The 26,284-nt window shown below is 64.4% G+C and carries 24 protein-coding genes; 13 read left to right on the top strand and 11 right to left on the bottom strand.

The features are described from left to right. Positions 1-2: 2 nt before the first annotated feature. Together phaZ and V6657_RS11050 are read right to left on the bottom strand one after the other, a co-directional pair. Positions 3-1,274, bottom strand: coding sequence for a polyhydroxyalkanoate depolymerase (gene phaZ, locus V6657_RS11055; protein ID WP_048931753.1), 1,272 nt, complete (start codon positions 1,272-1,274; stop codon positions 3-5). Between the two features lie 203 nt (positions 1,275-1,477). After that, positions 1,478-2,674, bottom strand: a complete 1,197-nt coding sequence (locus V6657_RS11050) for an amino acid aminotransferase (RefSeq protein WP_048931754.1) — start codon at positions 2,672-2,674, stop codon at positions 1,478-1,480. Positions 2,675-3,008: 334 nt separating this feature from the next. Between V6657_RS11050 and uvrB the strand changes: the two genes are divergently transcribed. Both uvrB and V6657_RS11040 read left to right on the top strand, forming a co-directional pair. Further along, a complete protein-coding gene (gene uvrB, locus V6657_RS11045; protein WP_048931755.1) occupies positions 3,009-5,111 on the top strand; it encodes an excinuclease ABC subunit UvrB in 2,103 nt (700 codons plus the stop codon). Positions 5,112-5,304: 193 nt separating this feature from the next. Next, positions 5,305-7,389 carry a recombinase gene (locus V6657_RS11040; RefSeq protein WP_048931756.1) on the top strand — a complete coding sequence of 695 codons (2,085 nt, stop codon included), beginning with the start codon at positions 5,305-5,307 and terminating at the stop codon, positions 7,387-7,389. A 9-nt stretch (positions 7,390-7,398) separates the two neighbouring features. Here V6657_RS11040 and rbsK read toward each other — a convergent pair whose 3' ends face one another. From rbsK to V6657_RS11015, 5 genes are read right to left on the bottom strand one after another with little or no spacing between them, the layout of a single operon-like run. Further along, a complete protein-coding gene (gene rbsK, locus V6657_RS11035; RefSeq protein ID WP_048931757.1) occupies positions 7,399-8,361 on the bottom strand; it encodes a ribokinase in 963 nt (320 codons plus the stop codon). Positions 8,362-8,394: 33 nt separating this feature from the next. After that, entirely contained in the window at positions 8,395-9,435 is a 1,041-nt protein-coding gene (locus tag V6657_RS11030) for a LacI family DNA-binding transcriptional regulator (protein WP_048931758.1), read from the bottom strand. A 19-nt stretch (positions 9,436-9,454) separates the two neighbouring features. Beyond that, positions 9,455-10,492, bottom strand: coding sequence for an ABC transporter permease (locus tag V6657_RS11025; protein ID WP_048931759.1), 1,038 nt, complete (start codon positions 10,490-10,492; stop codon positions 9,455-9,457). Then, complete coding sequence (locus tag V6657_RS11020; protein ID WP_048931760.1) at positions 10,482-12,062, bottom strand: sugar ABC transporter ATP-binding protein; 1,581 nt, start codon at positions 12,060-12,062, stop codon at positions 10,482-10,484. Before V6657_RS11020 ends, V6657_RS11025 begins: the two co-directional genes overlap by 11 nt. Positions 12,063-12,092: 30 nt before the next feature. After that, positions 12,093-13,064 (bottom strand): sugar ABC transporter substrate-binding protein, encoded by a 972-nt coding sequence (locus tag V6657_RS11015; protein WP_048931761.1) that lies wholly within the window; start codon positions 13,062-13,064, stop codon positions 12,093-12,095. A gap of 426 nt (positions 13,065-13,490) precedes the next feature. Between V6657_RS11015 and iscR the strand changes: the two genes are divergently transcribed. From iscR to iscX, 9 genes are all read left to right on the top strand, one after another. After that, positions 13,491-14,078: a Fe-S cluster assembly transcriptional regulator IscR gene (gene iscR / locus V6657_RS11010; RefSeq protein WP_031329519.1), complete on the top strand. Its 588-nt coding sequence runs from the start codon at positions 13,491-13,493 to the stop codon at positions 14,076-14,078. Between the two features lie 84 nt (positions 14,079-14,162). After that, the gene (locus tag V6657_RS11005; protein ID WP_048931762.1) at positions 14,163-15,380 is read left to right on the top strand and encodes an IscS subfamily cysteine desulfurase; all 1,218 of its coding nucleotides are present in this window, start codon (positions 14,163-14,165) and stop codon (positions 15,378-15,380) included. 68 nt (positions 15,381-15,448) lie between these two features. Continuing rightward, entirely contained in the window at positions 15,449-15,850 is a 402-nt protein-coding gene (iscU, locus tag V6657_RS11000) for a Fe-S cluster assembly scaffold IscU (RefSeq protein ID WP_048931763.1), read from the top strand. A 34-nt stretch (positions 15,851-15,884) separates the two neighbouring features. Beyond that, positions 15,885-16,205: an iron-sulfur cluster assembly protein IscA gene (gene iscA / locus V6657_RS10995; RefSeq protein WP_021195403.1), complete on the top strand. Its 321-nt coding sequence runs from the start codon at positions 15,885-15,887 to the stop codon at positions 16,203-16,205. A 10-nt stretch (positions 16,206-16,215) separates the two neighbouring features. Next, complete coding sequence (locus tag V6657_RS10990) at positions 16,216-16,428, top strand: DUF3565 domain-containing protein (RefSeq protein WP_048931764.1); 213 nt, start codon at positions 16,216-16,218, stop codon at positions 16,426-16,428. A 34-nt stretch (positions 16,429-16,462) separates the two neighbouring features. Beyond that, entirely contained in the window at positions 16,463-16,990 is a 528-nt protein-coding gene (hscB, locus tag V6657_RS10985) for a Fe-S protein assembly co-chaperone HscB (protein WP_048931765.1), read from the top strand. 72 nt (positions 16,991-17,062) lie between these two features. Continuing rightward, positions 17,063-18,928: a Fe-S protein assembly chaperone HscA gene (gene hscA / locus V6657_RS10980; protein WP_048931766.1), complete on the top strand. Its 1,866-nt coding sequence runs from the start codon at positions 17,063-17,065 to the stop codon at positions 18,926-18,928. A gap of 43 nt (positions 18,929-18,971) precedes the next feature. Continuing rightward, positions 18,972-19,310 (top strand): ISC system 2Fe-2S type ferredoxin, encoded by a 339-nt coding sequence (gene fdx, locus V6657_RS10975; RefSeq protein ID WP_048931767.1) that lies wholly within the window; start codon positions 18,972-18,974, stop codon positions 19,308-19,310. Positions 19,311-19,344: 34 nt separating this feature from the next. Continuing rightward, on the top strand, positions 19,345-19,539 hold the full coding sequence (iscX, locus tag V6657_RS10970; RefSeq protein WP_048931768.1) for a Fe-S cluster assembly protein IscX: 195 nt from the start codon (positions 19,345-19,347) through the stop codon (positions 19,537-19,539). Positions 19,540-19,619: 80 nt separating this feature from the next. Here iscX and V6657_RS10965 read toward each other — a convergent pair whose 3' ends face one another. The 4 genes from V6657_RS10965 to prfB form a co-directional block, all read right to left on the bottom strand. Next, a complete protein-coding gene (locus V6657_RS10965; RefSeq protein ID WP_048931769.1) occupies positions 19,620-20,369 on the bottom strand; it encodes a glycine zipper 2TM domain-containing protein in 750 nt (249 codons plus the stop codon). 260 nt (positions 20,370-20,629) lie between these two features. Next, the gene (gene lysS, locus V6657_RS10960; protein WP_048931770.1) at positions 20,630-22,165 is read right to left on the bottom strand and encodes a lysine--tRNA ligase; all 1,536 of its coding nucleotides are present in this window, start codon (positions 22,163-22,165) and stop codon (positions 20,630-20,632) included. A 35-nt stretch (positions 22,166-22,200) separates the two neighbouring features. After that, positions 22,201-22,953, bottom strand: a complete 753-nt coding sequence (locus V6657_RS10955) for an SDR family oxidoreductase (protein ID WP_048931771.1) — start codon at positions 22,951-22,953, stop codon at positions 22,201-22,203. A 19-nt stretch (positions 22,954-22,972) separates the two neighbouring features. Further along, positions 22,973-24,077, bottom strand: a protein-coding gene (gene prfB, locus V6657_RS10950) for a peptide chain release factor 2 (RefSeq protein WP_137884610.1) whose coding sequence is annotated in 2 segments (ribosomal slippage) — positions 22,973-23,995 and positions 23,997-24,077 — 1,104 coding nt in all. Because the reading frame shifts where the segments join, the coding sequence is not laid out codon by codon here. 191 nt (positions 24,078-24,268) lie between these two features. Between prfB and pncB the strand changes: the two genes are divergently transcribed. Both pncB and V6657_RS10940 read left to right on the top strand, forming a co-directional pair. Next, positions 24,269-25,450: a nicotinate phosphoribosyltransferase gene (pncB, locus tag V6657_RS10945; RefSeq protein ID WP_048931773.1), complete on the top strand. Its 1,182-nt coding sequence runs from the start codon at positions 24,269-24,271 to the stop codon at positions 25,448-25,450. Positions 25,451-25,539: 89 nt separating this feature from the next. Continuing rightward, positions 25,540-26,259 (top strand): lactate utilization protein C, encoded by a 720-nt coding sequence (locus V6657_RS10940; protein WP_048931774.1) that lies wholly within the window; start codon positions 25,540-25,542, stop codon positions 26,257-26,259. Positions 26,260-26,284: the final 25 nt, after the last annotated feature.

The raw sequence follows: 26,284 nt of genomic DNA, 5'->3' as shown, positions 1-26,284 counted from the left end.
ACTTAGGCGACGGCCTTGATGCGGGGTGCGCCCTGATCGTACTGGCGAATGAAATCGCGCAGTTGCGGATACACCTGCTCGCGCCAGCGGCGGCCCGAGAAGATGCCGTAGTGGCCGCACTTCGGTGCCGTCAAATGCTGCTTGCGCGCCTTGGGAATGCCGGTGCACAGGCCGTGGGCCGCCTCGGTCTGGCCGCTGCCGGAGATATCGTCCAGCTCGCCTTCGATGGTGAACAGCGCGGTGCCCTTGATGTCCTGCGGGCGCACCGGCTTGCCTTCGATGACCCACGTGCCGTTGGCCAGGTGGAACTCCTGGAACACGTCGCGGATGGTTTCGAGGTAGTACTCGGCGGCCATGTCGAGGACGGCGTTGTACTCGTCGTAGAAACGGACGTGGGCTTCGGCGTCTTCGGTGTCGCCTTCGATCAGGCTCAGGTAGTAGTCGTAGTGCGACGAGACGTGGCGGTCCGGGTTCATGGCCACGAAGCCGGCGTGCTGCAGGAAGCCCGGATAGACCTTGCGGCCGTGGCCCGGGTAGTTGGCCGGCACCGTGTAGATCACGTTGGTCTCGAACCAGCTGTGCGACTTGTTGGTCGCCAGCGAGTTGACAGCGGTCGGGCTCTTACGGGCGTCGATCGGGCCGCCCATCATGGTCATGGTGCGCGGCGTCTTTTCGCCGTCCGAGGCCATCAGCGAGATGGCAGCCAGCACCGGCACGGTCGGCTGGCACACCGAGATCACGTGCAGCTTGTCGGCACCGATGTGGTTGATGAACTCGCGGATGTAGTTGATGTAGTCCGACAGATGGAACGCGCCGGCTTCGGCCGGCACCATGCGGGCGTCGATCCAATCCGTGACGTACACCTTGTGATCCTGCAGCAGCGTGCGCACGGTGTCGCGCAGCAGCGTCGAATGGTGCCCCGACAGCGGCGCACACACCAGCACGATCGGCTCGTCCTTGAGCAGCTTGATGGTTTCGGCGTCGTCGGCGTAGCGCTTGAAGCGGATCAGGCGGCAGAACGGCTTCTCGATGATCGTCTGCTCAACGATCGGGATGTCGCGCCCGTTGGACTTGACGGAGCGGATGCCGAATTCCGGCTTCTCGTATTCCTTGCCCAGGCGATAGAGCAGCTCGTAGCCGGCGGCGTAGCGCTGGGCGCCAGGCACCATCGACAGCGGGCTCAAGGGGTTGGTGAAGGTCTTGGCGGTGGCTTGGGCCCAGGCCGTCATCGGGCTGAGCAGGGCGCGCTGGAATTCGTGGAGCTGGTAAAGCATGGCTGGACCGGTCTGTGGTGGCGGCGTGGTGACGGAATACGCAAACGATTATGCGCCTCGTTGCATGATACTGCGATGCAGCAGAAACCCTGATACGGAGTGTTGCGCGCCTTGTATGATGCGCCCGTGTCAGTTAACCACCATGCAGCAAAAAAGCGGCCGAAGCCGCTTTTCTTTTTGCAATTGCCCGCTGGGCGTGGCGCTTACAGCACGTCGGCAATGGCGTTGACCACGGCGTCGATGTTGTGGGTGTTCAGCGCAGCCACGCAGATACGGCCAGTCGACACGGCGTAGATGCCGTGCTCGTTGCGCAGGCGATCCACCTGGGCCGAGGTCAGGCCCGAATACGAGAACATGCCGCGCTGTGCCTTCACGAACGAGAAGTCGGTCTTCACGCCCTTGGCAGCCAGCTTGTCGACCAGCGCATTGCGCATCGACTTGATGCGGTCGCGCATTTCGCCCAGTTCCTGTTCCCACATCGCGCGCAGCTCGGGGCTGTTCAGCACCGTGGCGACCACCGTGCCGCCGTGCGTGGGCGGGTTGGAGTAGTTGGTGCGGATCACGCGCTTGACTTGCGACAGCACGCGGGTGGCTTCGTCCTTGCTGGTCGTCACGATCGACAGGGCGCCGACGCGCTCGCCGTACAGCGAGAACGACTTCGAGAACGAGCTCGACACGAAGAAGGGCAGGCCCGATTCCGCAAACAGTTGCACGGCCAGGCCGTCTTGCTGGATGCCGTCGGCAAAGCCTTGATAGGCCATGTCGAGGAACGGGATCAGGTTCTTGGCCTTGATGACTTCCACGACTTGCTTCCACTGGTCGGCGGTCATGTCGACGCCGGTCGGGTTGTGGCAGCAAGCGTGCAGCACGATGATCGTGTTCGCTGCGTAGCTGTTGAGCGAATCCAGCAGGCCAGCGAAGTTCAGGCCGTGCGACGGGGCATCGTAGTACGCGTAGTTGACGACTTCGAAGCCAGCCGACTCGAACAGCGCGCGGTGGTTTTCCCAGCTCGGGTCGGAAATGGCGACCTTGGCGTTCGGGTACAGGCGCTTGAGGAAGTCGGCGCCGATCTTCAGTGCGCCGGTGCCGCCCAGGGCTTGTGCCGTGACCACACGGCCTTCGGCGATCAGGTGGGAATCTGCGCCGAACAGCAGCTTTTGCACGGCCTGGTCGTAGGCGGCAATGCCTTCGATCGGCAGGTAGCCGCGCGGAGCGACAGTCGCCAGGCGGGCCTTTTCAGCTTCCTGCACGGCGCGCAGCACCGGGATTTTCCCTTCGTCGGTGAAGTACACGCCCACGCCCAGATTCACTTTGGTGCTGCGGGTATCGGCGTTGAAAGCTTCATTCAGGCCCAGGATGGGGTCGCGCGGGGCCAGTTCGACGGCAGAGAAAAGCGACATGAGATGTGTCTCGATCGGTTGGTTCGGAATTCGGTGGAGTGCTGCAGGCGGTGCGCCGCAAGCGGTCGGCAGGGCTGCCGACGCCGAATGCATGAAGCGGGCACAAGACTGAATTGTACCGAATACAGGCTCTAATCGCCCGAAAAATCCTTGCAGAACAGGGGTCTAAAGCGTTTAGGCAGCCGCTACAGATGCGCCGCGCAGGGCGCTTAAACGATTGCTGGGGCGCCGCGCTACACTAGACGATTGGTTGCAATTGCCGCTGCCGCCCTCATTTGCTGGGGGCGTGCGAGTCACTTTTTCGACTTCCTGCGCTGCCATCCACCCCGCCGCCATGACCGATCTGAGCCAAGTCCCCCTTCAACACGACAACTCGCACGACGAGTCGAAATTCGTGACCTTCGAGGGCTCGCCGTTCCAGTTGTACCAGCCGTATCCGCCGGCCGGCGACCAGCCCGAGGCCATCCGCCAGCTCGTCGAGAACATTGGCGATGGCCTCTCGTACCAGACCCTGCTGGGCGTCACGGGCTCGGGCAAGACCTTCACCATGGCCAATGTGATCGCGCAGGTGGGGCGCCCGGCCATCGTGTTTGCGCCCAACAAGACGCTGGCGGCGCAGCTGTATTCGGAGTTCCGCGACTTCTTCCCGCGCAACGCGGTCGAGTACTTCGTCTCGTACTACGACTACTACCAGCCCGAGGCTTATGTGCCGCAGCGCGATCTCTTCATCGAGAAGGATTCGTCGATCAACGAGCACATCGAGCAGATGCGGCTGTCGGCGACGAAGAGCCTGCTGGAGCGCCGCGATGTGGTGATCGTCGCCACCGTGTCAGCCATCTACGGTATCGGTAACCCGAGCGAATACCACCAGATGATCCTGACGCTGCGTGCGGGCGACAAGGTCAGCCAGCGCGACGTGATCGCGCGCCTGATCGCCATGCAGTACACGCGCAACGAGACGGATTTCCAGCGCGGCACCTTCCGCGTGCGCGGCGACACGGTCGACATCTTCCCGGCCGAGCACGCCGAGATGGCCGTGCGCCTGGAACTGTTTGACGACGAGGTTGAATCGCTGCAACTGTTCGACCCGCTCACCGGGCGCGTGCGGCAGAAGATCCCGCGCTTCACGGTGTACCCGTCGAGCCACTATGTGACGCCGCGCGAGACCGTGTTGAAGGCCATCGAGACCATCAAGGTGGAACTGCGCGAGCGGCTCGATTTTTTCTACAAGGAAAACAAGCTGGTGGAAGCGCAGCGGCTGGAACAGCGCACGCGCTTTGATCTGGAGATGCTGCAGGAGCTCGGTTTTTGCAAAGGCATTGAGAACTACTCGCGGCATCTGTCTGGCGCGGCACCGGGCGAGGCCCCGCCGACGCTGGTCGACTACCTGCCGCCCGATGCGCTGATGTTCCTGGACGAATCGCACGTGCTGATCGGCCAGCTCAACGGCATGTACAACGGCGACCGCGCGCGCAAGGAAACGCTGGCCGAATACGGCTTCCGCCTGCCTTCCGCGCTGGATAACCGGCCACTCAAGTTCGCCGAATTCGAGACCAAGATGCGGCAGGTCACGTTTGTGTCCGCCACGCCGGGGGATTACGAAAAGAAGACCGCTGGCACGGAAGTCGTCGAGCAGGTCGTGCGCCCCACGGGCCTGGTCGACCCGACCATTGAAGTGCGCCCGGCCACGACGCAGGTCGACGATCTGCTCTCCGAGATCCACCTGCGTGTGGAAGCAGGCGAGCGTGTGCTGGTGACCACGCTCACCAAGCGCATGGCCGAGCAGTTGACCGAGTTCCTGTCGGAGAACGGCGTCAAGGTCCGCTACCTGCATTCGGACATCGACACGGTGGAACGCGTGGAGATCATCCGCGATCTGCGCCTGGGTACGTTCGACGTGCTGGTCGGCATCAACCTGCTGCGCGAGGGCTTGGACATTCCGGAAGTGTCGCTGGTGGCGATCCTGGATGCCGACAAGGAAGGCTTCCTGCGCGCCGAGCGCTCGCTCATCCAGACCATCGGCCGCGCCGCGCGGAACGTGAACGGTACCGCCATCCTTTACGCCGACCGCATCACCGATTCCATGCGCAAGGCCATCGACGAAACCGAGCGCCGCCGCGCCAAGCAGATCGCCCACAACGAGGCACACGGCATCACGCCGCGCGGGGTGGTCAAGCGCATCAAGGACATCATCGACGGCGTGTACAACGTCGACGATGCGCGTGCAGAACTGAAGGCCGCGCAAGAGGCCGCCAAGTACGAAGACATGAGCGAGAAGCAGGCGTCCAAGGAGATCAAGCGGCTCGAAAAGCAGATGCTCGACCACGCCAAAAACCTCGAATTCGAAAAGGCGGCGCAGGTGCGCGATCAGCTGGCCAAGCTCAAGTCGCAACTCTTTGGGGCGAGCGGCGAAGACCATATCGTTCCGGCCGCCTGAACCTCACGGGCGGTTGATGCGTCAGGCATGCACCGCAGCCTCGCCCGAGGCTGGCGGCGGGGGAGTCGTGACACAATTGTGGACACATCTTCAGGCGCGGCGCGTCGCCTGATCACGGCATCCGCACGTTAAGTAGAAGAATCGGCCTGGGGGTAGTGGCCGAGCCGAGCGTGTCCGTCAACTAGGGAGTTCGATGCTCAAGTTTTTGCTCAATCCGTGGCGCAAATGGCGCGCTTCCCGGCACGCCAGCCACCAACTCGACGCCATCCTGGCGCAGTTCGAACCTACGCGCAGCCTGGCCGAACGCAATGAATGGCTGATCGAGCTGGCCTACTGGCTGCGCCGTGCAGACCGGCCCGTGGGGACCACCTCCGAATCGTGGCGGTATGCGCGTCTGCGCTACCTGCTGCAGGTGCTGGAGAACAACCCCGACCTGGCCGCCCGCGTCGGCCAGACCCTGCGCACCATCGTGCAGGACAACGACCCGGTGTCGCTGCTGTGCGATACGGGCTTGTCGTCACGCTCGGGTTTCTGGGGCGAACTGGTGGACCGCTGGCAGGCGCGCTTTCTGCCGCCCGCGCCCAATGAACCGCAGTTGGCGGCCCTGTTCGCGCTGCTGTTTGTCGGCCCGCACGACGCGGCCTGGGTCGATAGCCTGGACGATGAACTGGTGACGCGTTTGCATGCACTGTTCCGCGCCGGCTTGAGCGATGCAGATGAACTCACCGGCCAGACGCGGCTGGAGCGCAGCCTGGGCATCGGCATTCAGATCCTGATCAGCCAGGTGCGTGCGGCGGGGCTGTCGCGCGCGATCCGCAGCCGCATGGACCACGAAGACGTGACCGAACTGCCGTTCTACCGGCTGGCGGATGCGGCCAACGCCATCTTTCTCGAGCGTCCAGATGCGCCACCCGCGCGCCCGGAGCAGCTCGCGCAGCAACTCAACTATTTCCGCGCGGTGCTGGACCAGTGCCGCACGGCCACGGCCAGCGTGTACCAGCATCTGGATGAGAACGGCGTGTCGGTCGAGGTGGTGTTCCAGGTGGAGCGCATGAAGGCGTGGCTGGGCCGCATTGACCTGCTGCTCACCGCCTGGGCGGATACCCGCGCCACGCGCCGCTTCACCCATCTGACGGCGGAACTCGTGTCCGCCAGCCAGCACCGCCGCAGCGTCGGTTATCTGGTCCGTGCCACGTTTGCCGATCTGGCCCGCAAGGTGGTCGAGCGTTCTGCCGAGAGCGGCGAGCACTACATCACCCGCGACAAGAAAGAGTACGGCGCGATGGTGAAAGCCGCGGCCGGCGGGGGCGTCATCACGGCCGCCACGGTGTACGTCAAGTTCTTCATTGCCGGTGCGCACCTGTCCCGGTTCACCGAGGGCTTCTTTGCGTCGATCAACTACGCGGTCAGCTTTCTCGGTATCCACTTTGCCCATTTCACGCTGGCCACCAAGCAGCCGGCCATGACGGCGCCCGCGCTGGCGCACCGGCTCGACCAGGTCGCCCGCCCCGAGGGCCTGGAGCGCTTCGTGGACGACACCGTCGCCATGATCCGCACCAACGCGGCGGCGATTGCCGGGAACCTGGTGGCGGTGGCGCCGGTGGCTTTTCTGGTGCAGTGGCTGGCGGGGCGGTTCTTCCATGCGAATCTGATTTCGCCGGAAAAAGCCGTGGCGACCATTGATTCGTTTTCGATTCTCGGGCCAACGCCGCTGTACGCGATCTTCACGGGCGTGCTGCTGTGGGCATCGAGCCTGGCCGCCGGCTGGGCCGATAACTGGTTTGCGCTGCACCGTGTGCACGATGTGATCGCCTACCACCGACGCCTGCGCTTCATGGTGGGCACGCGGGGCGCGCAGCGTATTGCTGGGTTCTGGAAGCGGAACCTCTCGGGCATCGTCGCCAACGTGTCGCTGGGGTTCATGCTGGGCTTGGGGCCGGAGATCGTGTCGTTCTTCGGGCCGCACATGGAGGTGCGCCACGTCACGCTATCGACCGGCGCGGTGGCAACGGCGGTGGGCGTGCTGGGGCCGAGCGTGATGCACACAGCGCCGTTCTGGCTGGCCGTTGCCGGCATTGCGCTGATGGGCGTGCTCAACGTGATGGTGTCGTTTGCGCTGGCGTTCAACATGGCGATGCGCTCGCGCAACCTGCGCGGGCTCGATCGCAAGCGGATCACCGGTGCGGTGTGGCGGCGCATTCTGCGCGATCCGCTGTGTCTGTTGGTGCCGCGTGCGCCGACAGCTGCCACGCCGCCGGGTACCAGTACGCCAGCCTGATTCGCCGGTTTAGGGCGTGTGCGTGGCGAGCGCGCCCAGCTCGCTGCGGAAGGGGATGGACGGTTGCGCGCCCAGCCGCGTGACCGACACCGCCGCAGCCGCCTGACCAAAGGCGATGGCGGCATCCGGCGTCGAGCCCTCGGCCAACGCCGCTGCAAACGCGCCGACAAACGTGTCGCCGGCTGCAGTTGTGTCGACAGCCTGCGCAATCGGCGCCGGCATCAACAAGCGTGTCGTGGCATCCACATAAGCAACGCCGTGCGCGCCCAGCGTGACCATTACGTGCCGCGCGCCTTGTGCATGCAGGTCAGCTGCAGCATCCAGCGCGGATTCGGGGGAGTCGACGGCGTGTGCAGTCAGCAGCGCCGCTTCGGTTTCATTCGGGATCAGGTAATCGCACGCCGCCAGCCAGGGTGTCGGCAACGGGCCGATGGCCGGCGCGGGGTTCAGGATGACGGTCTTGCCCAGCCGTGCCCCAAGCTTGAGCGCGCATTCCACCGCATCTGGCGGGGACTCCAACTGGCAGACGATCACACGGGCGCGCTCGAACGCCGCGCGTTGCGCCTCGATCATGGCCGGCGTGAGCAACTGGTTGGCCCCCGCCACGATCACGATGGTGTTCTGCCCGCTGTCGGCCACCGTCACGCAGGCGATGCCGGTGGCGGCGCTTGCATGCACTGACACCATCGACGTGTCCACGCCTTCGCGCCGCAGGCCGTCGCGCAGGGCCGTGCCATACGCGTCGTCACCCACGCAGCCGAGCATGGCGACCTGGCCACCCAGGCGCGCTGCAGCCACGGCTTGGTTGGCACCCTTGCCACCGGGAATCGTCTCCAACGCGGGTGCCGCAACCGTTTGCCCAGGGCGGGGTAAGCGTGGGGTGCGGATCACGAGATCCATATTGAGGCTGCCGACGATCAGCACGTCGGCGGCCGGGTGGGCAGAAGAGGCGGGAGGGCGCTTGGCCACCATGTCGGACTACGCTGAGAGAGTGAGTGGATGTTCTTAAGCAGCGCGGGCCGGGCGCGCCGGTTCTGCGGTCGACTCGCGCAGCGACAGGCGCGGCGGCAGCACAATGCGGCGCGCCTGCCGCTCGTCGACCGGATGGCGCATGGCGGCATCGCTCAGGTGCTCGAGCAGCGTCTGAGCGGTGGTTTCACCCAACTGGCGGATCGACTGGCCGACCGTGGACAGCGCTGGATAGACGTAGCGGCTGAGTTCGATGTCATCAAAGCCGATGATCGAAAGCGCCTTCGGCACCGGGATGCCCAACTCGGCCGCAGCACGCAAGGCCCCGATGCCCATCAGGTCGTTGCTGGCAAAGATGGCGGTGGGCATTTCGCCCTCGGTCAGCAACTGGCGCGCGGCGCGGTAGCCGCCGGGGCTGGTGAAATCGCCTTCGGCAACGCGGGCGGAAGCTTCCGGCACGCCGGCTTCGCGCAGTGCACGGTGGAAGCCTGCCAGGCGGCCAGCCGTCACGCTCAGCTCCGATGGCCCGCTGATGCAGGCAATGCGCCGGTGGCCAAGCTCCAACAGATGCTTGGTTGCCATGTAGGCACCTTCTTCGTGATCGACCTGCACCTGATCGGCCTGGATGCCTTCGGTCGGGCGGTCCACCATGACCACGGGCAGGGCGGATTCTCCCAATGCTTCGATGAGCGCATTGTCGGGCCCGGCGCTGCTGACGATGATGCCGTCCACGCGCTTCTCCATCAGCACGCGCAGGTAGTCGCGCTGCTTGCGCGGGTCGTCGTCGGAGTTGCAGAGGATGACGCTGTAGCCGGCGGCGGCACAGACGTCTTCAATGCCGCGTGCCAGCTCCGCAAAGTATGGGTTGGTGGCGGTCGGTACCAGTACGCCAATGGTGCGCGTGGTCCGGTGCTTGAGCGAGCGTGCGACCGCGCTGGGCACATAGCGTGTGGCGCGAATGGCTTCTTCCACGCGCTTGCGGGTCTCCGAGTTGACCGGCCTGGTGTTGTTGATGACGTGTGAGACGGTGGTGAACGAAACCCCAGCCAATGCTGCGACGTCCTTGATGGTTGCCATGACGATCTCCTCTGTCTCTTTAATGTTGCTTGCTACGGCCGGATTGACTGCCGGATCGGCTGTTACGTCTGCTGCGATACGTATCCATGACCACGGCCGCAACGATGACCGCGCCCGTGATGATGCGTTTGGTGGGCTCTGAGGCGCCGATCTGTGCGAGGCCCGATTCGAGCACCGAGATGATCAGCACGCCGAACAGCGTGCGCGCGACTGAGCCGCGCCCGCCCATCAGGCTCGTGCCGCCGATCACCACAGCGGCGATGACCTGCAGTTCCATGCCGACGCCCGCGTTCGGGTCGGCTGCCTCCAGCCGCGATACCTGGAACAACGCGGCCAGGCCGGCCAGCAGCCCCATCAGCGCGAACACTGCAATCTTGTAGGGGCGCGGGTTCACGCCCGCCAGTCGCACGGCTTCTTCATTGGTGCCGATGGCGACGAGGTAGCGCCCGAACACGGTGCGCACCAGCACGATCTGGCCGATCACCGTGACGGCAATCGCAATCAGGAATGACGGTGCGATGCCCAACGCAATCGGATTGGCCATCCAGTCGACCGCGCTGCCGATATAGGCGGTGCGCGAATCGGTCAGGCTGTAGGCGAGGCCGCGGGCCATTTCCAGCACACCCAGCGACACGATGAACGATGGGATGCCCCAGTGCACGGTGACCGTGCCGGTCACCGCGCCGGCCGCCGTTGCCACCAGCACGCCCGCCAGCGCCGCGGGCAGTACGCCCCAGCCGAGCTTGGTCATGGCAATCGACAGCACCGAGGCCGCCAGCGCCAGCACAGAGCCCACCGATAGATCGATACCGCCGATCATCAGGATGAAGGTCATGCCCACCGCCATCACCAGCAGATCGGGAATCTCGTTGGCGATGGTGGTGAAGGTGGGCAGCGAGAAGAACGTTGGCGACAGCGTGCCGAACAGCACGAGCATGGCGATCAGCGCGGCCAGTAGCCCACCGATGGTGCCAAGCGACATGCCCACCGCCGCGCGGGGAGCCGCCGGTGGGGCGTTGTCGGTACCGGCCGGCGGCAGGGTGGAGTCAGAGCGCATCGGCAGTCTCCGGAGATGCGTTGGGGGCTGGCGGGTTGGATTCGCCCGACTCACCAAAAGCGGCAGCGAGCAGGGCATCCTGGCTCCAGCCGCCGCGCTGGAAGATATGTGTAAGACGACCGGCACGCATGACGCCGATGCGGTCGCACAACTGCATCAGCTCGCGCAGATCGCTGGACACCACGACGAGCGCCTTGCCGCGTGCGGCCAGCGCGTCGAGCAGGGCGTAGATGTCGAACTTGGCGCCAACGTCCACGCCGCGCGTCGGCTCGTCGAACAGCAGCACCGGGGTATCGCGCTCCAGCCAGCGGGCAATTGCCACCTTCTGCTGATTGCCGCCGGAGAGTTCGCCCACCGGTTGCTCGGGCCCCGCGCAGCGGATACGCAGGGCGTCGATGTGCCGCTGTGCCAGAGCACGTTCACGCGCAGGCTGCAGCCAGCCGCGCGTGGTTACGCCCGGCATGTTGCCCAGCGCGATGTTGGTGGCAATGGGCAGGCCCAGCATCAGGCCTTCGTCCTTGCGGTCTTCGGTGAGCAGGCTGATGCCTTGGCGTACGGCGTCGCCGGGAGAGTGGATGCGTACCGGTTTGAGCGGCGAGCCGGCTTCGATGGTGCCTGCATCCGCGCGGTCTGCGCCGAAGATCAGGCGCAGTAGCTCGGTGCGCCCCGCGCCCACCAGTCCGGCGATGCCGAAGATTTCGCCCGGCGCCACTTCGAACGACACCTCGCGCACTGCCGGCGCGCGTGTGAGTCCCGTCACGCGCAGGGCAGGAGCGCCGTCACCGCGCCAGGGTTCGCGTGCGGCACGCTCGCCTTCGGACGAGGCGGCGATGTCCCGTCCGACCATCGCCTGAATCAGCGCATCTTGCGTAATGGTGGCGGCCGGCGCATCGGCCATCAGCTTGCCGTCACGCAGTACGACGATGCGGTCGGCAATGCGGGCAAGCTCGTCCAGCCGGTGTGAGATGTAAATGATTGCCACGCCCTCGCGGCGCAGTGCGTCGATCCGCGTGAACAGCGTTGCGCTCTCGTGCGCGCTCAGCATGGCGGTCGGCTCATCGAGGATCAGCACGCGGCAGGCGCTGGCCAGCGCACGGGCGATCTCGATCATCTGCCGGTGGCCGATGCCGAGCGTGTCTACGGGCGTCCACGGATCGAGGTCCAGGCCGACACGTGCGAGCGCTTGCTCAGCCTGGCGGCGCAGGGTGGGGCGGTCGACAAAGCCCAAGCGGCGCGGCAGTTGGCCGAGGAACAGGTTTTCGGCCACCGTGAGTGTGGGCACCATGCTCAGTTCCTGCAGCACCATGCGCACGCCCAGCGCCTCTGCCGCGCTGCGAGAAGCCGGTGCGTACACCGAGCCCGCCAGCGTTATCGAACCGGAGGTTGCCGTCTCCAGCCCGCAGAGGATCTTGGAGAGCGTGCTCTTGCCGGCACCGTTCTCGCCCGTCAGCGCAAGCACCTCACCCGCGTGCACGTCGAGATCGATCTCGCGCAGCACGGGGGCGGCGTAGTGCTTGCTGATGGCGGACGCGCGCAGCAGCGGCGGGCGCGGTTCGTAGGCTGCAGACATGGCTGGCGGCGGCTTGCCTTGTCGATCGAGTTAAGTGCGCGTGACGAGGTTGACCGGCGTTTCAACCACGCCCGACAGCTTCGCCTGCGGTGTCTTGGCAGCCAGGGCCTTCAGGGCGGTCTCGATGCCGTAGACGGCTTGCTGGTCGGCGTGTTGGTCTGCGGTGGCAATCACGCGCCCATCGGCCAGCATGGCCTTGATGGCGTCGATGTTGTCGTAGCCGCCAATCAGCACCTTGCCCAGCTTGCCCGCCGCACGCACGGCCGACACGGCGCCGATCGCCATGTTGTCGTTGCCGCACAGCAGGGCTTTGAGATCCGGCTGCGCACGCAGCATGGCGGCGGCCACCTTGTTGCCCTTGTCGATTTCCCATTCGCCCGATTGCACGCTGGCGATCTTCAGCTTGGCGGCCTCGGCTGCATCTTTGAAGCCGGCGGTGCGTTGCTGGGCGTTGGTGGTGGTGGGAATGCCTTCGATGATGCCCACCTCGTCGCCCGGTTTGAGCGACTTGGCGACAAAGTCACCCACCAGGCGCGCGCCCTTGCGGTTGTCCGGGCCCACGAAGGGCACGTTCAAGCCCTTTTCCTTGAGTGCAGCCGGGTCTAGCCGGTTGTCGATATTGATGACGAGGATGCCCGCGTCCACCGCCTTCTTGACCACCGGCACCATCGCCTTGGAATCGGCCGGCGCCAGCACCAGCGCATCCACGCGCGCGACGATCATCTGCTCGACCAGGCGGATCTGGCCGCCGGTATCGGTTTCGTCGCGGATACCGTTGGTCAGCAGCGAGTATTCCGAGGCATGCGCCTTCTGGTGGGCCCGCGCGCCGTTCTCCATGGTCAGGAAGAACTCGTTGGCCAGCGACTTCATCACCAGTGCCACCTTGGGCGGCTGGTTGGCGGCACGCGCCAGCGAGGATTGGAAGATGAGAGGCAGGGGCAGAGCAAGGGCTGCAGCAGAGCCCGCGCCAAGTTGAAGGGCGCGGCGACGGCGGATATCCATGGTGTCTCCTCCAGGAAAGGGGGCCTGTCTGGGGCTTGGGTAGAGGCGGTCGTCGCTACTCTTGGGTTCGTAAGCCAATCCTAAGGGCAATCGCGCCGCGTCGTTCGCAAACGTTTGCGTATATGACAGTCTCGGTGGGTGCGTAACAAAAGTCAATGAATTTAGGCTGTGCGCAGCATAAGGAAAACCCGTAGTGGCGCCGGTTCGCGCATGGCGCTAGCTAGGTGCGGTGCGGGAGCGGTGAGATAGCCCTACCCGACGTGGTTGATTGTTTTAGTCCACAATACGGCCTGCCGCGCGGTTGCCCACCCAGGTGGGACCAGCAAATCCCCTTGCTGCGACGCGGAATCCCCCGACACCTTAGTTGACCGATTTTGTCGGGTTCCTTTATACTTGAGCAAAACGATCAGGTATTTCCCCGACGCCATGAGATTGACCACCAAAGGCCGCTTCGCGGTCACCGCCATGATTGACTTGGCGCTGCGCCAAGAGCAGGGCCCGGTCACGCTGGCTGGCATCAGCCAGCGTCAGAAGATTTCGCTGTCGTACCTTGAGCAGCTGTTTGGCAAACTGCGCCGCCACGAAATCGTGGAAAGCGTGCGTGGTCCGGGCGGCGGCTACAGCCTCGCGCGCCGTGCAGACGACGTCACCGTTGCCGACATCATCATCGCTGTGGATGAGCCCCTCGATGCCACCCAGTGCGGCGGCAAGGGTAACTGCGGCGGCGAGGAGCACAACGGGCATGCCGCCCGCTGCATGACGCACGACCTGTGGGCCACGCTTAACCAGAAGATGGTCGAGTACCTCGATTCGGTGTCGCTGCAGAACCTGGTCGACCAGCAGCGCGAACGCCAACCCGAAGTGATTCAGGACATGCGTGAAGCGCGTCCGGCACGTCGCGAACGGTCGCCGGCCCGTGCCCGCGCCGTTGATGCGCCGGCCACGTCGGTGGCCGCCGAGCCGGTCAAGCGTGCACCGCTGGTCAACTCCGTCTTCAGTCTGGCGCAGTCGTGATTGCATGACTGCGCTAGCGTGAGGCCTGGCCACGACGCCAGCTCCACATATAGAACATCGCCCCCCACACAAGGCAGACAAGATATGAGCACCCTGCATCTTCCCATCTACATGGACTATTCCGCGACGACGCCGGTGGATCCGCGCGTGGTCGACAAGATGATCCCGTACCTGCGCGAGAGCTTCGGCAACCCGGCATCGCGCAGCCATCCGTTTGGATGGGAAGCTGAAAAAGCTGTCGAGACCGCGCGCGAGCAAGTTGCCGCGCTGGTGAACGCTGATCCGCGCGAAATCGTGTGGACGTCCGGCGCCACCGAGTCCGACAACCTGGCGATCAAGGGCGCGGCCAACTTCTACAGCAGCAAGGGCAAGCACATCATCACCGTCAAGACCGAGCACAAGGCTGTGCTGGACACGACGCGTGAGCTGGAGCGCCAAGGTTTTGAAGTGACGTATCTGGACGTGAAGGACAACGGCCTGATCGATATCGACGTCTTCAAGCGAGCCATCCGCCCGGACACCATCCTGGCCTCGGTGATGATGGTGAACAACGAGATCGGCGTCATTCAGGACATCGAACAGCTCGGCGAGATCTGCCGCGAGAAGGGCGTGATCTTCCACGTCGACGCAGCGCAGGCGACGGGCAAGGTGGAGATTGACCTGCAAAAGCTGAAGGTCGACCTGATGTCGTTCTCGGCACACAAGACGTATGGACCGAAGGGCATCGGCGCGCTGTACGTGCGTCGCAAGCCGCGTATCCGTATCGAAGCGCAGATGCACGGTGGCGGCCATGAGCGCGGCATGCGTTCGGGCACGCTGGCCACGCACCAGATCGTCGGCATGGGTGAGGCCTTCCGCATCGCCAAGGAAGAAATGGCGACTGAGAACGAGCGTATCCGCATGCTGCGTGATCGCCTGTATCGCGGCCTGAACACGATGGAAGAGGTGTACGTGAACGGCGACATGGAAGCCCGTGTGCCGCACAACCTGAACATCAGCTTCAATTTTGTGGAAGGCGAGTCGCTGATCATGGCGATCAAGGATGTCGCCGTGTCGTCGGGCTCGGCCTGCACGTCGGCCTCGCTGGAGCCGTCGTATGTGCTGCGTGCCCTGGGCCGCAACGACGAACTGGCCCACAGCTCGATCCGCTTCACGGTGGGCCGCTTCACCACGGAAGAGGAAGTCGACTACGTGGTCGAACTGCTCAAGAGCAAGATCGGCAAGCTGCGCGACCTGTCCCCGCTGTGGGAGATGTACAAGGACGGCGTGGATCTGAACAGCATTCAATGGGCGGCGCACTAAGCGCGGCGTTTGACGGACAACGGATAAACGGCGCCTCCGCGCCAGCCAACGATTGAAAGAGGTGTGAAATGTCTTACAGCAACCAAGTTCTGGACCACTACGAAAACCCGCGCAACGTCGGTTCCTTCGAAAAGGGCGACGACACGGTCGGCACCGGCATGGTCGGCGCACCGGCTTGCGGCGACGTGATGAAGCTGCAGATCAAGGTGAACGAGCAAGGCGTGATCGAAGACGCCAAGTTCAAGACCTACGGCTGCGGCTCGGCGATCGCCTCGTCGTCGCTGGTGACGGAGTGGGTGAAGGGCAAGACGCTGGACCAAGCGCTGGAAATCCGCAACACGGCTATCGCTGAAGAACTGGCCCTGCCGCCGGTGAAGATCCACTGCTCGATCCTGGCGGAAGACGCCATCAAGGCGGCCGTGGCCGACTACAAGGAAAAGCACGGCGCCGCCGAGCAGAAGGCTGCTTAAGCCGCGTATCCAGCATCAATAGAAAGGACGCAGCATGATCACCCTGACCGACAAGGCCGCGCAGCACGTTACCCGCTACCTGACCCGCCGTGGTAAGGGCGTGGGCCTGCGCGTGGGCGTGAAGACCACCGGTTGCTCGGGCTTGGCTTACAAGCTCGAATATGCGGATGAGATTGCCGCCGAAGACCAGGTGTTCGAATCCAACGGCGTCAAGGTGATCGTTGATCCGAAGAGCCTGCCGTACATCGATGGCACCGAGTTGGACTTTGCACGCGAAGGGTTGAACGAAGGTTTCAAGTTCAACAACCCGAACGTGAAAGACGAGTGCGGTTGCGGCGAGTCGTTCCGCGTTTGAGCGGGGCACATTGAAGCAAGCGATTGTCGGTTTCGAGCGGGACGAGGAAGGCCACTGGGTCGCCCGTCTCGCTTGCGGACATGGGCAGCACATGCGCCACGATCCGCCCTGGCAGCAGCGGCCCTGGACTGAAACGGAAGCGGGGCGGGCCAGCAAGATCGGCGTGGTGGTGGAATGCCTGAAGTGCGATCGGGGCGAGGTTCCGACATTCCCCGTCGAGTAGCAACACAAAGGCGGCGCGGCCGCTTTTTTTATTCATGAACCCTGCGAGTACGCATTTCTCCCTCTTCGGCCTGCCCGAACATTTCGAGGTCGACGACGACGCGCTGAACGCTGCGTACCGCACCGTGCAATCGCAGGCGCATCCGGATCGCTACGCGCATGCGGGCGACGCCGAGCGCCGTGTCGCCATGCAATGGGCCACGCGTGCCAATGAGGCGTATCAGACGCTGCGTGATCCGCTCAAGCGGGCGACGTATCTGCTGCACCTACGCGGTATCGACGTGCAGGCCGAGAACAACACGGCCATGCCGCCGGCGTTCCTGATGCAGCAGATGGAGTGGCGCGAAGCGCTGGGCGATGCCAAGGCCGAGCGCAACGTGGACGCGCTGGACGATCTGCTTGGCATGCTGCGCAAGGAAAAGCGCGCCCGCTATCAGGCGCTATCCGGTCTGCTCAACGGTGATGGCAACAGCGCCGCAGCGGCCGATGCCGTGCGCCAGCTGATGTTCATCGAAAAGATCGAACGCGACACCGCCGAGGCCATCGACCGGCTGGAAGACTAGAACCCAGAATTTGCGACAATGTCGGGTTTGCCAGGCCGGCAGCCATAAGACCCGCGCAATCGAGACATCCCCATGGCTTTACTGCAGATTTCCGAACCCGGCGAATCGCCCGCACCGCACCAGCGCCGTCTGGCGGTGGGCATCGATCTGGGCACGACCAACTCGCTGGTGGCTGCTGTGCGCAGCAGCGTGCCGGAAGTGTTGCCCGACGATCAGGGTCGCCCACTGTTGCCCTCCGTGGTGCGTTATCTGGCCACCGGCGGCGCGCATATCGGCTACAAGGCCCAGGCCGAAGCCGTGCGCGACGCCAAGAACACCATCATCTCGGTCAAGCGCTTCATGGGCCGCGGCCTGAAGGACGTCGCCCACATCGAGAACACGCCGTACGACTTTGTCGATGCGCCCGGCATGGTGCAACTCAGGACCGTGGCCGGTGTGAAAAGCCCGGTGGAAGTGTCGGCGGAGATTCTCGCCACGCTGCGCCAGCGCGCGGAAGACACGCTCGGCGATGACCTTGTCGGCGCCGTGATTACCGTGCCGGCGTACTTTGACGATGCGCAGCGCCAGGCCACCAAGGACGCCGCCAAGCTGGCAGGCTTGAACGTGCTGCGTTTGCTGAATGAGCCGACGGCCGCGGCCATCGCGTATGGCCTGGATAACGCGGCCGAAGGCGTCTACGCGGTGTACGACCTGGGTGGCGGCACGTTCGATATCTCCGTGCTCAAGCTCACCAAGGGCGTGTTCGAGGTGATGTCGACGGGCGGTGATTCCGCGCTGGGCGGCGACGATTTCGACCAGCGCATCGTGTGCTGGATCGTCGAGCAAGCCGGTCTGCAACCGCTGTCGGCCGAAGACACCCGCCTGTTGCTGAACAAGGCGCGCGCCGCCAAGGAATGGCTCTCCACCGCCGACAGCACCGAGATCGACGCGATGCTCTCCACTGGCGAGACCGTGCACCTCGTGCTGACCGCCGAGACCTTTGCCGAGCTGACCGCCAATCTCGTACAGAAGACGCTGTCGCCCGTGCGCCGCGCCCTGCGCGATGCGGGCGTCACGGTGGAAGAGGTGAAGGGCGTGGTGCTGGTGGGTGGCGCGACGCGCATGCCGATCATCCGCCGCGCAGTGGGCCAACTGTTTGGCCGCACGCCGCTCACAAACCTCGACCCGGATCAGGTGGTCGCCATCGGCGCCGCCATGCAGGCCAACCTGCTGGCCGGCAACCGCGCGCCGGGTGAGGACTGGCTGCTGCTCGACGTGATCCCGCTGTCGCTGGGCGTCGAGACGATGGGCGGCCTGGTCGAGAAGATCATCCCGCGCAACAGCACGATTCCTGTGGCGCGCGCGCAGGAGTTCACCACTTTCAAGGATGGCCAGACCGCCATGGCGATCCACGTGCTCCAGGGCGAGCGCGAACTGGCGAGCGACTGCCGCTCGCTGGCGCGCTTCGAGCTGCGCGGCATTCCGCCGATGGTGGCCGGCGCCGCGCGTATCCGCGTGACGTATCAAGTGGATGCCGATGGCCTGCTGTCGGTGGCCGCACGCGAAACGGTGTCGGGCGTGGAAGCGTCGATCACCGTGAAGCCGTCGTACGGCCTGGCCGATGACGACATCGCACGCATGCTGCAGGAAGGCTTCCAATCGGCTGAAGACGACATGCGCCGCCGCGCGCTGGCCGAAGAGCGCGTCGAGGCCGAGCGGCTGCTCGAAGCGTTGTCACAGGCGCTGGCAGCCGATGGCGATTTGCTGTCGACTGAAGAGCGCGCTGCCATCGACACCGAAATCGCCGCGCTGCGCACCACGATGCAGAGTGAAGACCACCGCGCCATCAAGGACGCCGTGGATGCGCTGTCGCACGGCACCGACGAATTCGCCGCGCGCCGCATGGACCGCGGCATCCGCAAGGCGCTGGCCGGCAAACGTATCGAGGAGCTCGGCTGATCGCCGATCGCGTCCCCAAACACACTTATCGAACGAGTTTTTCATGCCACACATCGTTGTCCTTCCTCACGTCGAATACTGCCCGGAAGGGGCCGTGATCGAAGCCAAGACCGGCACGACCATCTGCGACGCGCTGCTGGGCGCCGACATCGAGATCGAACACGCGTGCGAAAAATCGTGCGCCTGCACGACCTGCCACGTGATCGTGCGCGAGGGCTTTGACTCGCTGGACGAGGCCACCGAGAAGGAAGAAGACCTGCTCGACAAGGCCTGGGGCCTGGAGCCGAACTCGCGCCTGTCGTGCCAGGCCAAGGTGGCGGATGCAGACCTGACGGTCGAGATCCCGAAGTACACGATCAACCACGCCAAGGAAAACCACTGAGCCGCGCGGCCGGTGGTGGAGAGGGAGCCCCATCATGAAATGGAACGACATTCAGCAGATTGCCGAAGCGCTGTACGACCAGTACCCCGACGTCGATCCGACGCGCCTGAACTTCGTCGACCTGCACAACAAGGTCGTCAGCCTCGAAGGCTTTGACGACGACCACAAGCGTGGCGGCGAGAAATTCCTCGAAGCGATCCAGCAAGCGTGGATTGACGAGGCAGGATAAGCGCACAGCCTCAAGCGCGCGCGCATGAAAAAACCGGCCCGAAGGCCGGTTTTTTTTTGGGGTGCGATGCGGATGGCGGATCAGCCTGCCACCAGCGAGCCGTCTTCGATGTGCACGCGGTCACCCGGCTGGAAGCCCGGGGCAGCCTTGTAGGTGAAGCTGCGGTTGGTGCCGTTGTCCATACGCACGTTCACGCGGTATTGGGTATCGCGGCTGTAGTAGTTCTCCGCCACATGGCCGCCGTAACCGCCCGCCAGCGCTCCGCCCACCGTCGCGAGCGTGCGGCCATTGCCGCGACCGACCTGGTTACCCAGCAGGCCACCCACCACTGCACCGCCGATCATGCCGAGACCGGTTTCCTTGGCTTGCGTCGAGATCGGGGTGACCGACGTGACATGGCCGGTGTACGGGCTGACCGATTGGCGTGGCTGCGTTTGCGCGTAGTGCGGGCTGGTCGACGGAGCGCGTTCCGCGTACGACGGCTCACGCGCACGTGCCGGGGCCGGAGCGGGCGCTACGTTTTGCGCCGGATACGGCGCGGCCTGATTCGGTTGCGTCGTCTGGCCCGGAGCTGCCAACGCGATGGGGGCGGAGGCGCCCGGCATCGCTGCTGCAGACTGGGCTGCGACGTTCGGATCGGTGCTGCCCTGCGTAGCCTTCGACGTCGGCAGGACGCCGGTGATGGCGGCCACTGCCGTCAGGCTGGCGATGATCACGGCCACAGCGGCCGTCGTCATCAGCGGATGCATGCGGCGCGACGACGGCGGCACTTGGCCCGGCGACGTGGCGGCATATTGTTGACCTTGGTTCGATTGGACGTTGTTGTTCATCATCACTCTCCTGCGCCGTGATCGGTTCGGCGTTTTGATGATCACAGTGTGGTGCATCGCCCGAACGGATGCCGTTTTAATTTGTAAGCATCTGTAGTCCTATTTTCTTTTTGAAAATCAAAGAGTTGCCGCGTTTTGATACATGTTGTGGCATCACGGGGATGTTACAAATAGCAGGGTAGGCGCGCCAGTTGCGCTGGCGCGCACCCAACAAAAACGCCCCCGAAGGGGCGTTCTCGTGAGGCCGGCTTTCCGGTCGATCAATCTTCGCGGCGCAGGTGCGGGAAGAGGATCACGTCGCGGATGTTCGGGCTGTCAGTCAGCAGCATCACCAGACGGTCGATGCCGATGCCGCAGCCGCCCGTCGGGGGCATGCCGTATTCCAGCGCGCGGATGTAGTCGGCGTCGTAGAACATGGCTTCTTCGTCACCGGCGTCCTTCTGCTCGACCTGCTTGCGGAAGCGCTCGGCTTGGTCTTCCGCATCATTCAGCTCCGAGAAGCCGTTGGCGATTTCGCGGCCGGTGATGAACAGCTCGAAGCGCTCGGTGATGCCCGGCTGCGTGTCGGAGGCGCGCGCCAGCGGCGACACTTCGACCGGGTAGTCGATGATGAAGGTCGGCTCCCACAGTTGCGACTCCGCCGTTTCTTCAAACAGCACCAGTTGCAGCGTGCCCACGCCCGCGTTCAGGAACTGCGGCGCGTTGGTGTCGATCTTGAACTTCTTCAGCTCGGCACGCAGGAAGTCGACGTCAGCCAGTTGCGCGTCGGTGTACTGCGGCGCGTACTTCTGGATGGCCTGGCAGATCGTCAGACGATGGAACGGCTTGGCCAGATCCAACTCGCGGCCTTGGTACGTCAGGGTGGCGGTGCCCGAGGCGTCGATCGCGGCTTGGCGGATCAGCTGCTCGGTGAAGTCCATCAGCCAACGGTAGTCCGTGTAGGCCGCGTAGAACTCCATCATCGTGAACTCGGGGTTGTGTCGCGGCGACACGCCTTCGTTACGGAAGTTGCGGTTGATTTCGAACACGCGATCAAAGCCGCCGACGATCAGGCGCTTGAGGTACAGCTCGGGCGCGATGCGCAGGAACATCTGCATGTCCAGCGCGTTGTGGTGCGTGATGAACGGCTTGGCCGCAGCGCCGCCCGGAATCGGGTGCAGCATCGGCGTTTCCACTTCCATGAAGCCGTTGCCGGCCATGAAGTTGCGCAGCGAGGACATGGCCTTGGTGCGGGCGCGGAAGGTGTCGCGCGTTTCCTTCGAGACGATCAGGTCGACGTAGCGTTGGCGGTATTTCACCTCTTGATCGGCCAGACCATAGAAGTCGCCCGGCAGCGGGCGCAGGCTCTTGGAGAGCAGGCGCAGTTCCGTCACGGCCACCGACAGTTCGCCGGTCTTGGTCTTCATCAGCGTGCCGCGCGCGGCCACGATGTCACCCAGGTCCCACTTCTTGAAGCTGGCGTAGACGTCTTCGCCCACCGCGTCGCGGCTGATGTAGAACTGGATGCGGTCGGTGCTGTCCTGCACGGTGGCAAAGCTGGCCTTGCCCATCACGCGCTTGAGCATCATGCGGCCGGCGATGGCCACCTGCACCGGTTCGGCTTCCAACGTGGCCTGCTCGAATTCGCGGTATTTGGCTTGCAGATCGCCGGCGTGATGCGTCGGGCGGAAATCGTTGGGGAAGGCGACGCCGTGCTGGCGGATCTCGGCCAGCTTCTCGCGGCGCTCGGCGATGATCTTGTTGTCATCCTGCGCGGGCACGGCGTTCGATTCGGCCGGGTTGTTCTGTTCGGTCATGGTGGTGATGAGAGGAGAGTCTTGTCAGGCGCGGATTAGGCGTAATTGCGCAGGTCGTCCAGCTCGGTCGCGCCAAAGTCGGGGCGGACGAGGTAGGCGGCGATGCGCGTGGCGGCGTCTTGCGGTGAGACCAGCTCGCCATGTGCATGCAGATCGCGGAAGCGCTGCACGCCGGCAAAGTCGGCGCCACGGATGGTGCGTTGCATGTCGGTGTCGATCACGCCCGGGGCCAGCGCCACGGCGCGCACGCTGGCATCGCCATCTGCGTTGATGGCGCGCACGAACATGTCGAGCCCGGCCTTGCCCGTGCAGTACGCAGCCCAGCCGGCGATAGGCCGACGCGCGGCGCCCGACGAGATCGCCAGCACGCGGCGCTGTGCGTTCCAGGCGGCGGTGCCGCGCAGCAGGGCAGCGGTCAGCGCCATCGGGCCGGCCAGGTTCAATTGCAGATGCGGCAGCAGCGTGTCGGCGCGCAGTGTGTCGATGGTGCCGATCGGCTCAACCGCGCCGGCGTTCAGCACCAGCGTCACGTTCTTGTGGGCGGGCAGGGCGGCCAGCGTCTTGGTCATCCAGGCCTCGGCGGCGTGCGCTTCGGACAGGTCGACCTGATGCCAGTCGAGTGTCACGCCAGCGGCTGCGGCTTGCGCGCGCAGTTCAGCGTTATCGCCGCGGGCCACGCAGATGAGGCGATGACCCGGCTGCATCAGCGCCTGGGCCAGCGCGGCGCCCAGGCCGCGCGAGGCACCGGTCAGGATGAACAAGGATTGAGGTTTCCCAATGCTGGACATGGCAGTCGCTCGGGCTCGGTTAGACGCCTTGCTTCAGGCTGGCCTGGATAAAGGCGTCAAGGTCGCCGTCCAGCACCTTCTGCGTGTTGGAGATTTCCACGTTGGTGCGCAGATCCTTGATGCGGCTCTGGTCCAGCACGTACGAGCGGATCTGGTGGCCCCAGCCCACGTCGGTCTTGGCGGCTTCTTGCGCGTCGGCTTCAGCCTGGCGCTTGCGCAGTTCGTGCTCGTACAGGCGCGACTTCAGCATCGTCATCGCTTCAGCGCGGTTGCGGTGCTGCGAGCGGTCGTTCTGGCACTGCACGACGATACCGGTCGGGATGTGCGTGATCCGCACGGCCGAATCGGTCTTGTTGATGTGCTGACCGCCCGCGCCGGACGCGCGGTAGGTATCGACGCGCAGGTCGGCCGGGTTGACTTCGATCTCGATCGAGTCATCCACTTCCGGGTACACGAAGATCGAGGTGAACGACGTGTGGCGGCCACCCGCCGAGTCGAACGGCGACTTGCGCACCAGGCGGTGCACGCCGGTTTCCGTGCGCAGGAAGCCAAAGGCGTATTCGCCCTCGATCTTGATCGATGCGCTCTTGATGCCGGCGACGTCGCCTTCGGACTCTTCCAGCACTTCGGTCTTGAAGCCCTTGCGCTCGCAGTACTTCAGGTACTGACGCAGCAGCATCGACGCCCAATCGCACGCCTCGGTGCCACCGGCGCCGGCTTGGATGTCAAGGAAGCAGTTGGCGGCGTCCATCTTGCCGGAGAACATGCGGCGGAATTCCATGTCTTCGACAATGGCGCGCATGCCAGCGGTATCGGCCTCAATGGCCTCGATGGTGTCGTCGTCGCCCTCTTCGCGGGCGAGCTCGAACAGTTCGGCGCCGCCGGTGAGGTCTTCGTCGAGCTTGGTCAGCGTATGGACCACGCCCTCGAGCGATTTCTTCTCGCGGCCCAGGTCCTGGGCGCGTTTGGGGTCGTTCCAGACCTCGGGGTTTTCGAGTTCTTTATCGACTTCAACTAGACGTTCAGATTTGACGTCGTAGTCAAAGATACCTCCGAAGTTCGTCGGCGCGCGACTTCAGGTCGGCCAACGTGTTCTGGATGGCATTGAGGCGTTCTGCTTCCATGGTGCAAAAATCCGGTCGGAAACCAGAAATTATAGCGGAATCAAGGGGTTCCCAGCCCGTGCCGGCGGGTGAAACCGGCCTTTTCCGGCATCCTTTGCGGGATTTCTGTGGCGGAGGCGGGCGCTGCGGTGGGCTTCGGTTAGCATGACGCCCAATCCACGTGGTTTTTGGCGCGCTGCCGCAATGAAGCAATGATCATCCACTCGCTGCTCGATACCGATCTGTACAAGTTCACCATGATGCAGGTGGTGCTGCATCACTTTCCCGGTGCGCATGTCGAATACCGCTTCAAGTGCCGCAATGCGGGTGTTGATCTGGTGCCGTTCATCGAGGAGATTCGCGCCGAGATCCGCCATCTCTGCACGCTGCGCTTTACCGAGGCGGAACTGGATTACCTGCGCGGCCTGCGCTTCATCAAGAGCGATTTCGTCGATTTTCTCGGCCTGTTCCACTTGAACGAGAAGTACATCGAGGTGCGCCCCGCAGCGACCAATGACGCCAGCAACGACGGGCAGATCGAGATCGTCATCGCCGGGCCGTGGCTGCACACGATCATGTTCGAGGTGCCGGTGCTGGCCATCGTCAACGAGGTGTTCTTCAGCCGCACGCAGAGCCACCCGCAATGGGACGAAGGCAAGCGCCGCCTGACCAGCAAGCTGGGCTCGCTGATGCGCCCGGGCCTGGAAGACTGCCGCATTGCCGACTACGGCACGCGCCGTCGCTTCTCGCACACGTGGCACGAGCATGTGCTGCTGGAGACACGCACGCAGCTCGGCGCCCAGTACGCCGGCACCAGCAACGTCTACTTCGCCATGAAGCACAACATGACGCCGCTGGGCACCATGGCACATGAATACCTGCAGGCCTGCCAGGCGCTGGGCCCGCGCCTGCGCGATTCGCAGACCTTCGCGCTGGAGACCTGGGCCAAGGAATACCGCGGCGATCTCGGCATCGCGCTGTCGGATACCTATGGCTTTGACGCCTTCCTGCGCGATTTCGACATGTTTTTCTGCAAGCTCTTCGACGGCGTGCGCCATGATTCCGGCGACCCGTTCGAGTGGGGCGAGCGCATGCTCAAGCACTACGAAGACATGCGCGCCGAGCCGAAATCGAAGGCACTGATCTTCTCCGACAGCCTGGACATGCCCAAGGTCATCGCGCTGTACGAGCGTTTCCATGGTCGCTGCAAACTGGCGTTCGGCGTGGGGACCAACCTGACCAACGACCTGGGCTACACGCCGCTGCAGATCGTCATCAAGATGGTCCGCTGCAATGGCCAGCCGGTGGCCAAGCTGTCGGACGCGCCCGAGAAGACCATGTGCGACGACCCGGCCTATCTGACGTATCTGAAACAAGTTTTTGGCGTGCAATAAGGCTCACGCCGACGCCGAATAAGTTTCAACGGCGTTGGCGGACCGAGCTGAACGCGGCTCGTATAATCGACCGATCTTTCGGAGCCGCCATGGAACCACGACCGGATACCCCCGTCGACCCGCTCGACACGACCCGCGCCCGCGATGCCATTTTCGCGCGCATCCGCAACGCGCAGCATCGTCCGGAGCAGCCTACGCAAGGCGAGCGCGATGCCGTGGCTAACTACATTGCGCGCCATCCGGCCGGCCCGCGTCCGCCGATGCCCGCAGACCTCGCTGCGCACTTTGCCGAGCAGGCGCTGAAGATGGCGTCGACGCTGGAGTCGGTCGCCACGCTGGCCGACGTGCCGGCTGCCGTGGCGCGCTATCTGGCCGGCCTGGATCTGAAGCCAAGTGCTGTGGCGTGGACCACGCTGCAATCGCTCGATTGGGCGGCCGCCGGACTCAACGTTGAATTCCGTCCGCCGGTGCGCGAGCCGCAAGCCGATCACGACCACGGCGACCTTGTCGGTATTACCGGCTGCTTCTGCGCGATTGCCGAGACCGGCTCGTTGATGCTGCTGTCGGGGCCGGAGAACGTGGCCTCTGCAGCTTTGCTGCCCGAGACGCATATCGCCGTGGTGCCGCAGTCGCGCATCGTCGCCCACCTGGAGGATGCCTACGCGTTGATGCGCTCGGAGCGGGGCGAATTGCCGCGCGCGACCAACGTCATCAGCGGGCCCTCGCGCACGGGCGATATCGAGCAGACCATCGTGCTCGGTGCGCACGGCCCGTACCGCGTGCACGTCATCGTTGTGACAGGCGCCTGATCCCTGGGTTTGCCCAGGCGGCCCT

The sequence above is a fragment of the Ralstonia sp. RRA genome (genome assembly GCF_037023145.1).
Classification (GTDB): Bacteria; Pseudomonadota; Gammaproteobacteria; order Burkholderiales; family Burkholderiaceae; genus Ralstonia.
This window is presented reverse-complemented; position numbering and strand designations above follow the sequence as displayed.

Coding starts and splice junctions, on each gene's coding strand:
- phaZ (WP_048931753.1), bottom strand. CDS start 1,274: ATGCTTTACCAGCTCCACGAATTCCAGCGCGCCCTGCTCAGCCCGATG.
- V6657_RS11050 (WP_048931754.1), bottom strand. CDS start 2,674: ATGTCGCTTTTCTCTGCCGTCGAACTGGCCCCGCGCGACCCCATCCTG.
- uvrB (WP_048931755.1), top strand. CDS start 3,009: ATGACCGATCTGAGCCAAGTCCCCCTTCAACACGACAACTCGCACGAC.
- V6657_RS11040 (WP_048931756.1), top strand. CDS start 5,305: ATGCTCAAGTTTTTGCTCAATCCGTGGCGCAAATGGCGCGCTTCCCGG.
- rbsK (WP_048931757.1), bottom strand. CDS start 8,361: ATGGTGGCCAAGCGCCCTCCCGCCTCTTCTGCCCACCCGGCCGCCGAC.
- V6657_RS11030 (WP_048931758.1), bottom strand. CDS start 9,435: ATGGCAACCATCAAGGACGTCGCAGCATTGGCTGGGGTTTCGTTCACC.
- V6657_RS11025 (WP_048931759.1), bottom strand. CDS start 10,492: ATGCGCTCTGACTCCACCCTGCCGCCGGCCGGTACCGACAACGCCCCA.
- V6657_RS11020 (WP_048931760.1), bottom strand. CDS start 12,062: ATGTCTGCAGCCTACGAACCGCGCCCGCCGCTGCTGCGCGCGTCCGCC.
- V6657_RS11015 (WP_048931761.1), bottom strand. CDS start 13,064: ATGGATATCCGCCGTCGCCGCGCCCTTCAACTTGGCGCGGGCTCTGCT.
- iscR (WP_031329519.1), top strand. CDS start 13,491: ATGAGATTGACCACCAAAGGCCGCTTCGCGGTCACCGCCATGATTGAC.
- V6657_RS11005 (WP_048931762.1), top strand. CDS start 14,163: ATGAGCACCCTGCATCTTCCCATCTACATGGACTATTCCGCGACGACG.
- iscU (WP_048931763.1), top strand. CDS start 15,449: ATGTCTTACAGCAACCAAGTTCTGGACCACTACGAAAACCCGCGCAAC.
- iscA (WP_021195403.1), top strand. CDS start 15,885: ATGATCACCCTGACCGACAAGGCCGCGCAGCACGTTACCCGCTACCTG.
- hscB (WP_048931765.1), top strand. CDS start 16,463: ATGAACCCTGCGAGTACGCATTTCTCCCTCTTCGGCCTGCCCGAACAT.
- hscA (WP_048931766.1), top strand. CDS start 17,063: ATGGCTTTACTGCAGATTTCCGAACCCGGCGAATCGCCCGCACCGCAC.
- fdx (WP_048931767.1), top strand. CDS start 18,972: ATGCCACACATCGTTGTCCTTCCTCACGTCGAATACTGCCCGGAAGGG.
- iscX (WP_048931768.1), top strand. CDS start 19,345: ATGAAATGGAACGACATTCAGCAGATTGCCGAAGCGCTGTACGACCAG.
- V6657_RS10965 (WP_048931769.1), bottom strand. CDS start 20,369: ATGAACAACAACGTCCAATCGAACCAAGGTCAACAATATGCCGCCACG.
- lysS (WP_048931770.1), bottom strand. CDS start 22,165: ATGACCGAACAGAACAACCCGGCCGAATCGAACGCCGTGCCCGCGCAG.
- V6657_RS10955 (WP_048931771.1), bottom strand. CDS start 22,953: ATGTCCAGCATTGGGAAACCTCAATCCTTGTTCATCCTGACCGGTGCC.
- pncB (WP_048931773.1), top strand. CDS start 24,269: ATGATCATCCACTCGCTGCTCGATACCGATCTGTACAAGTTCACCATG.
- V6657_RS10940 (WP_048931774.1), top strand. CDS start 25,540: ATGGAACCACGACCGGATACCCCCGTCGACCCGCTCGACACGACCCGC.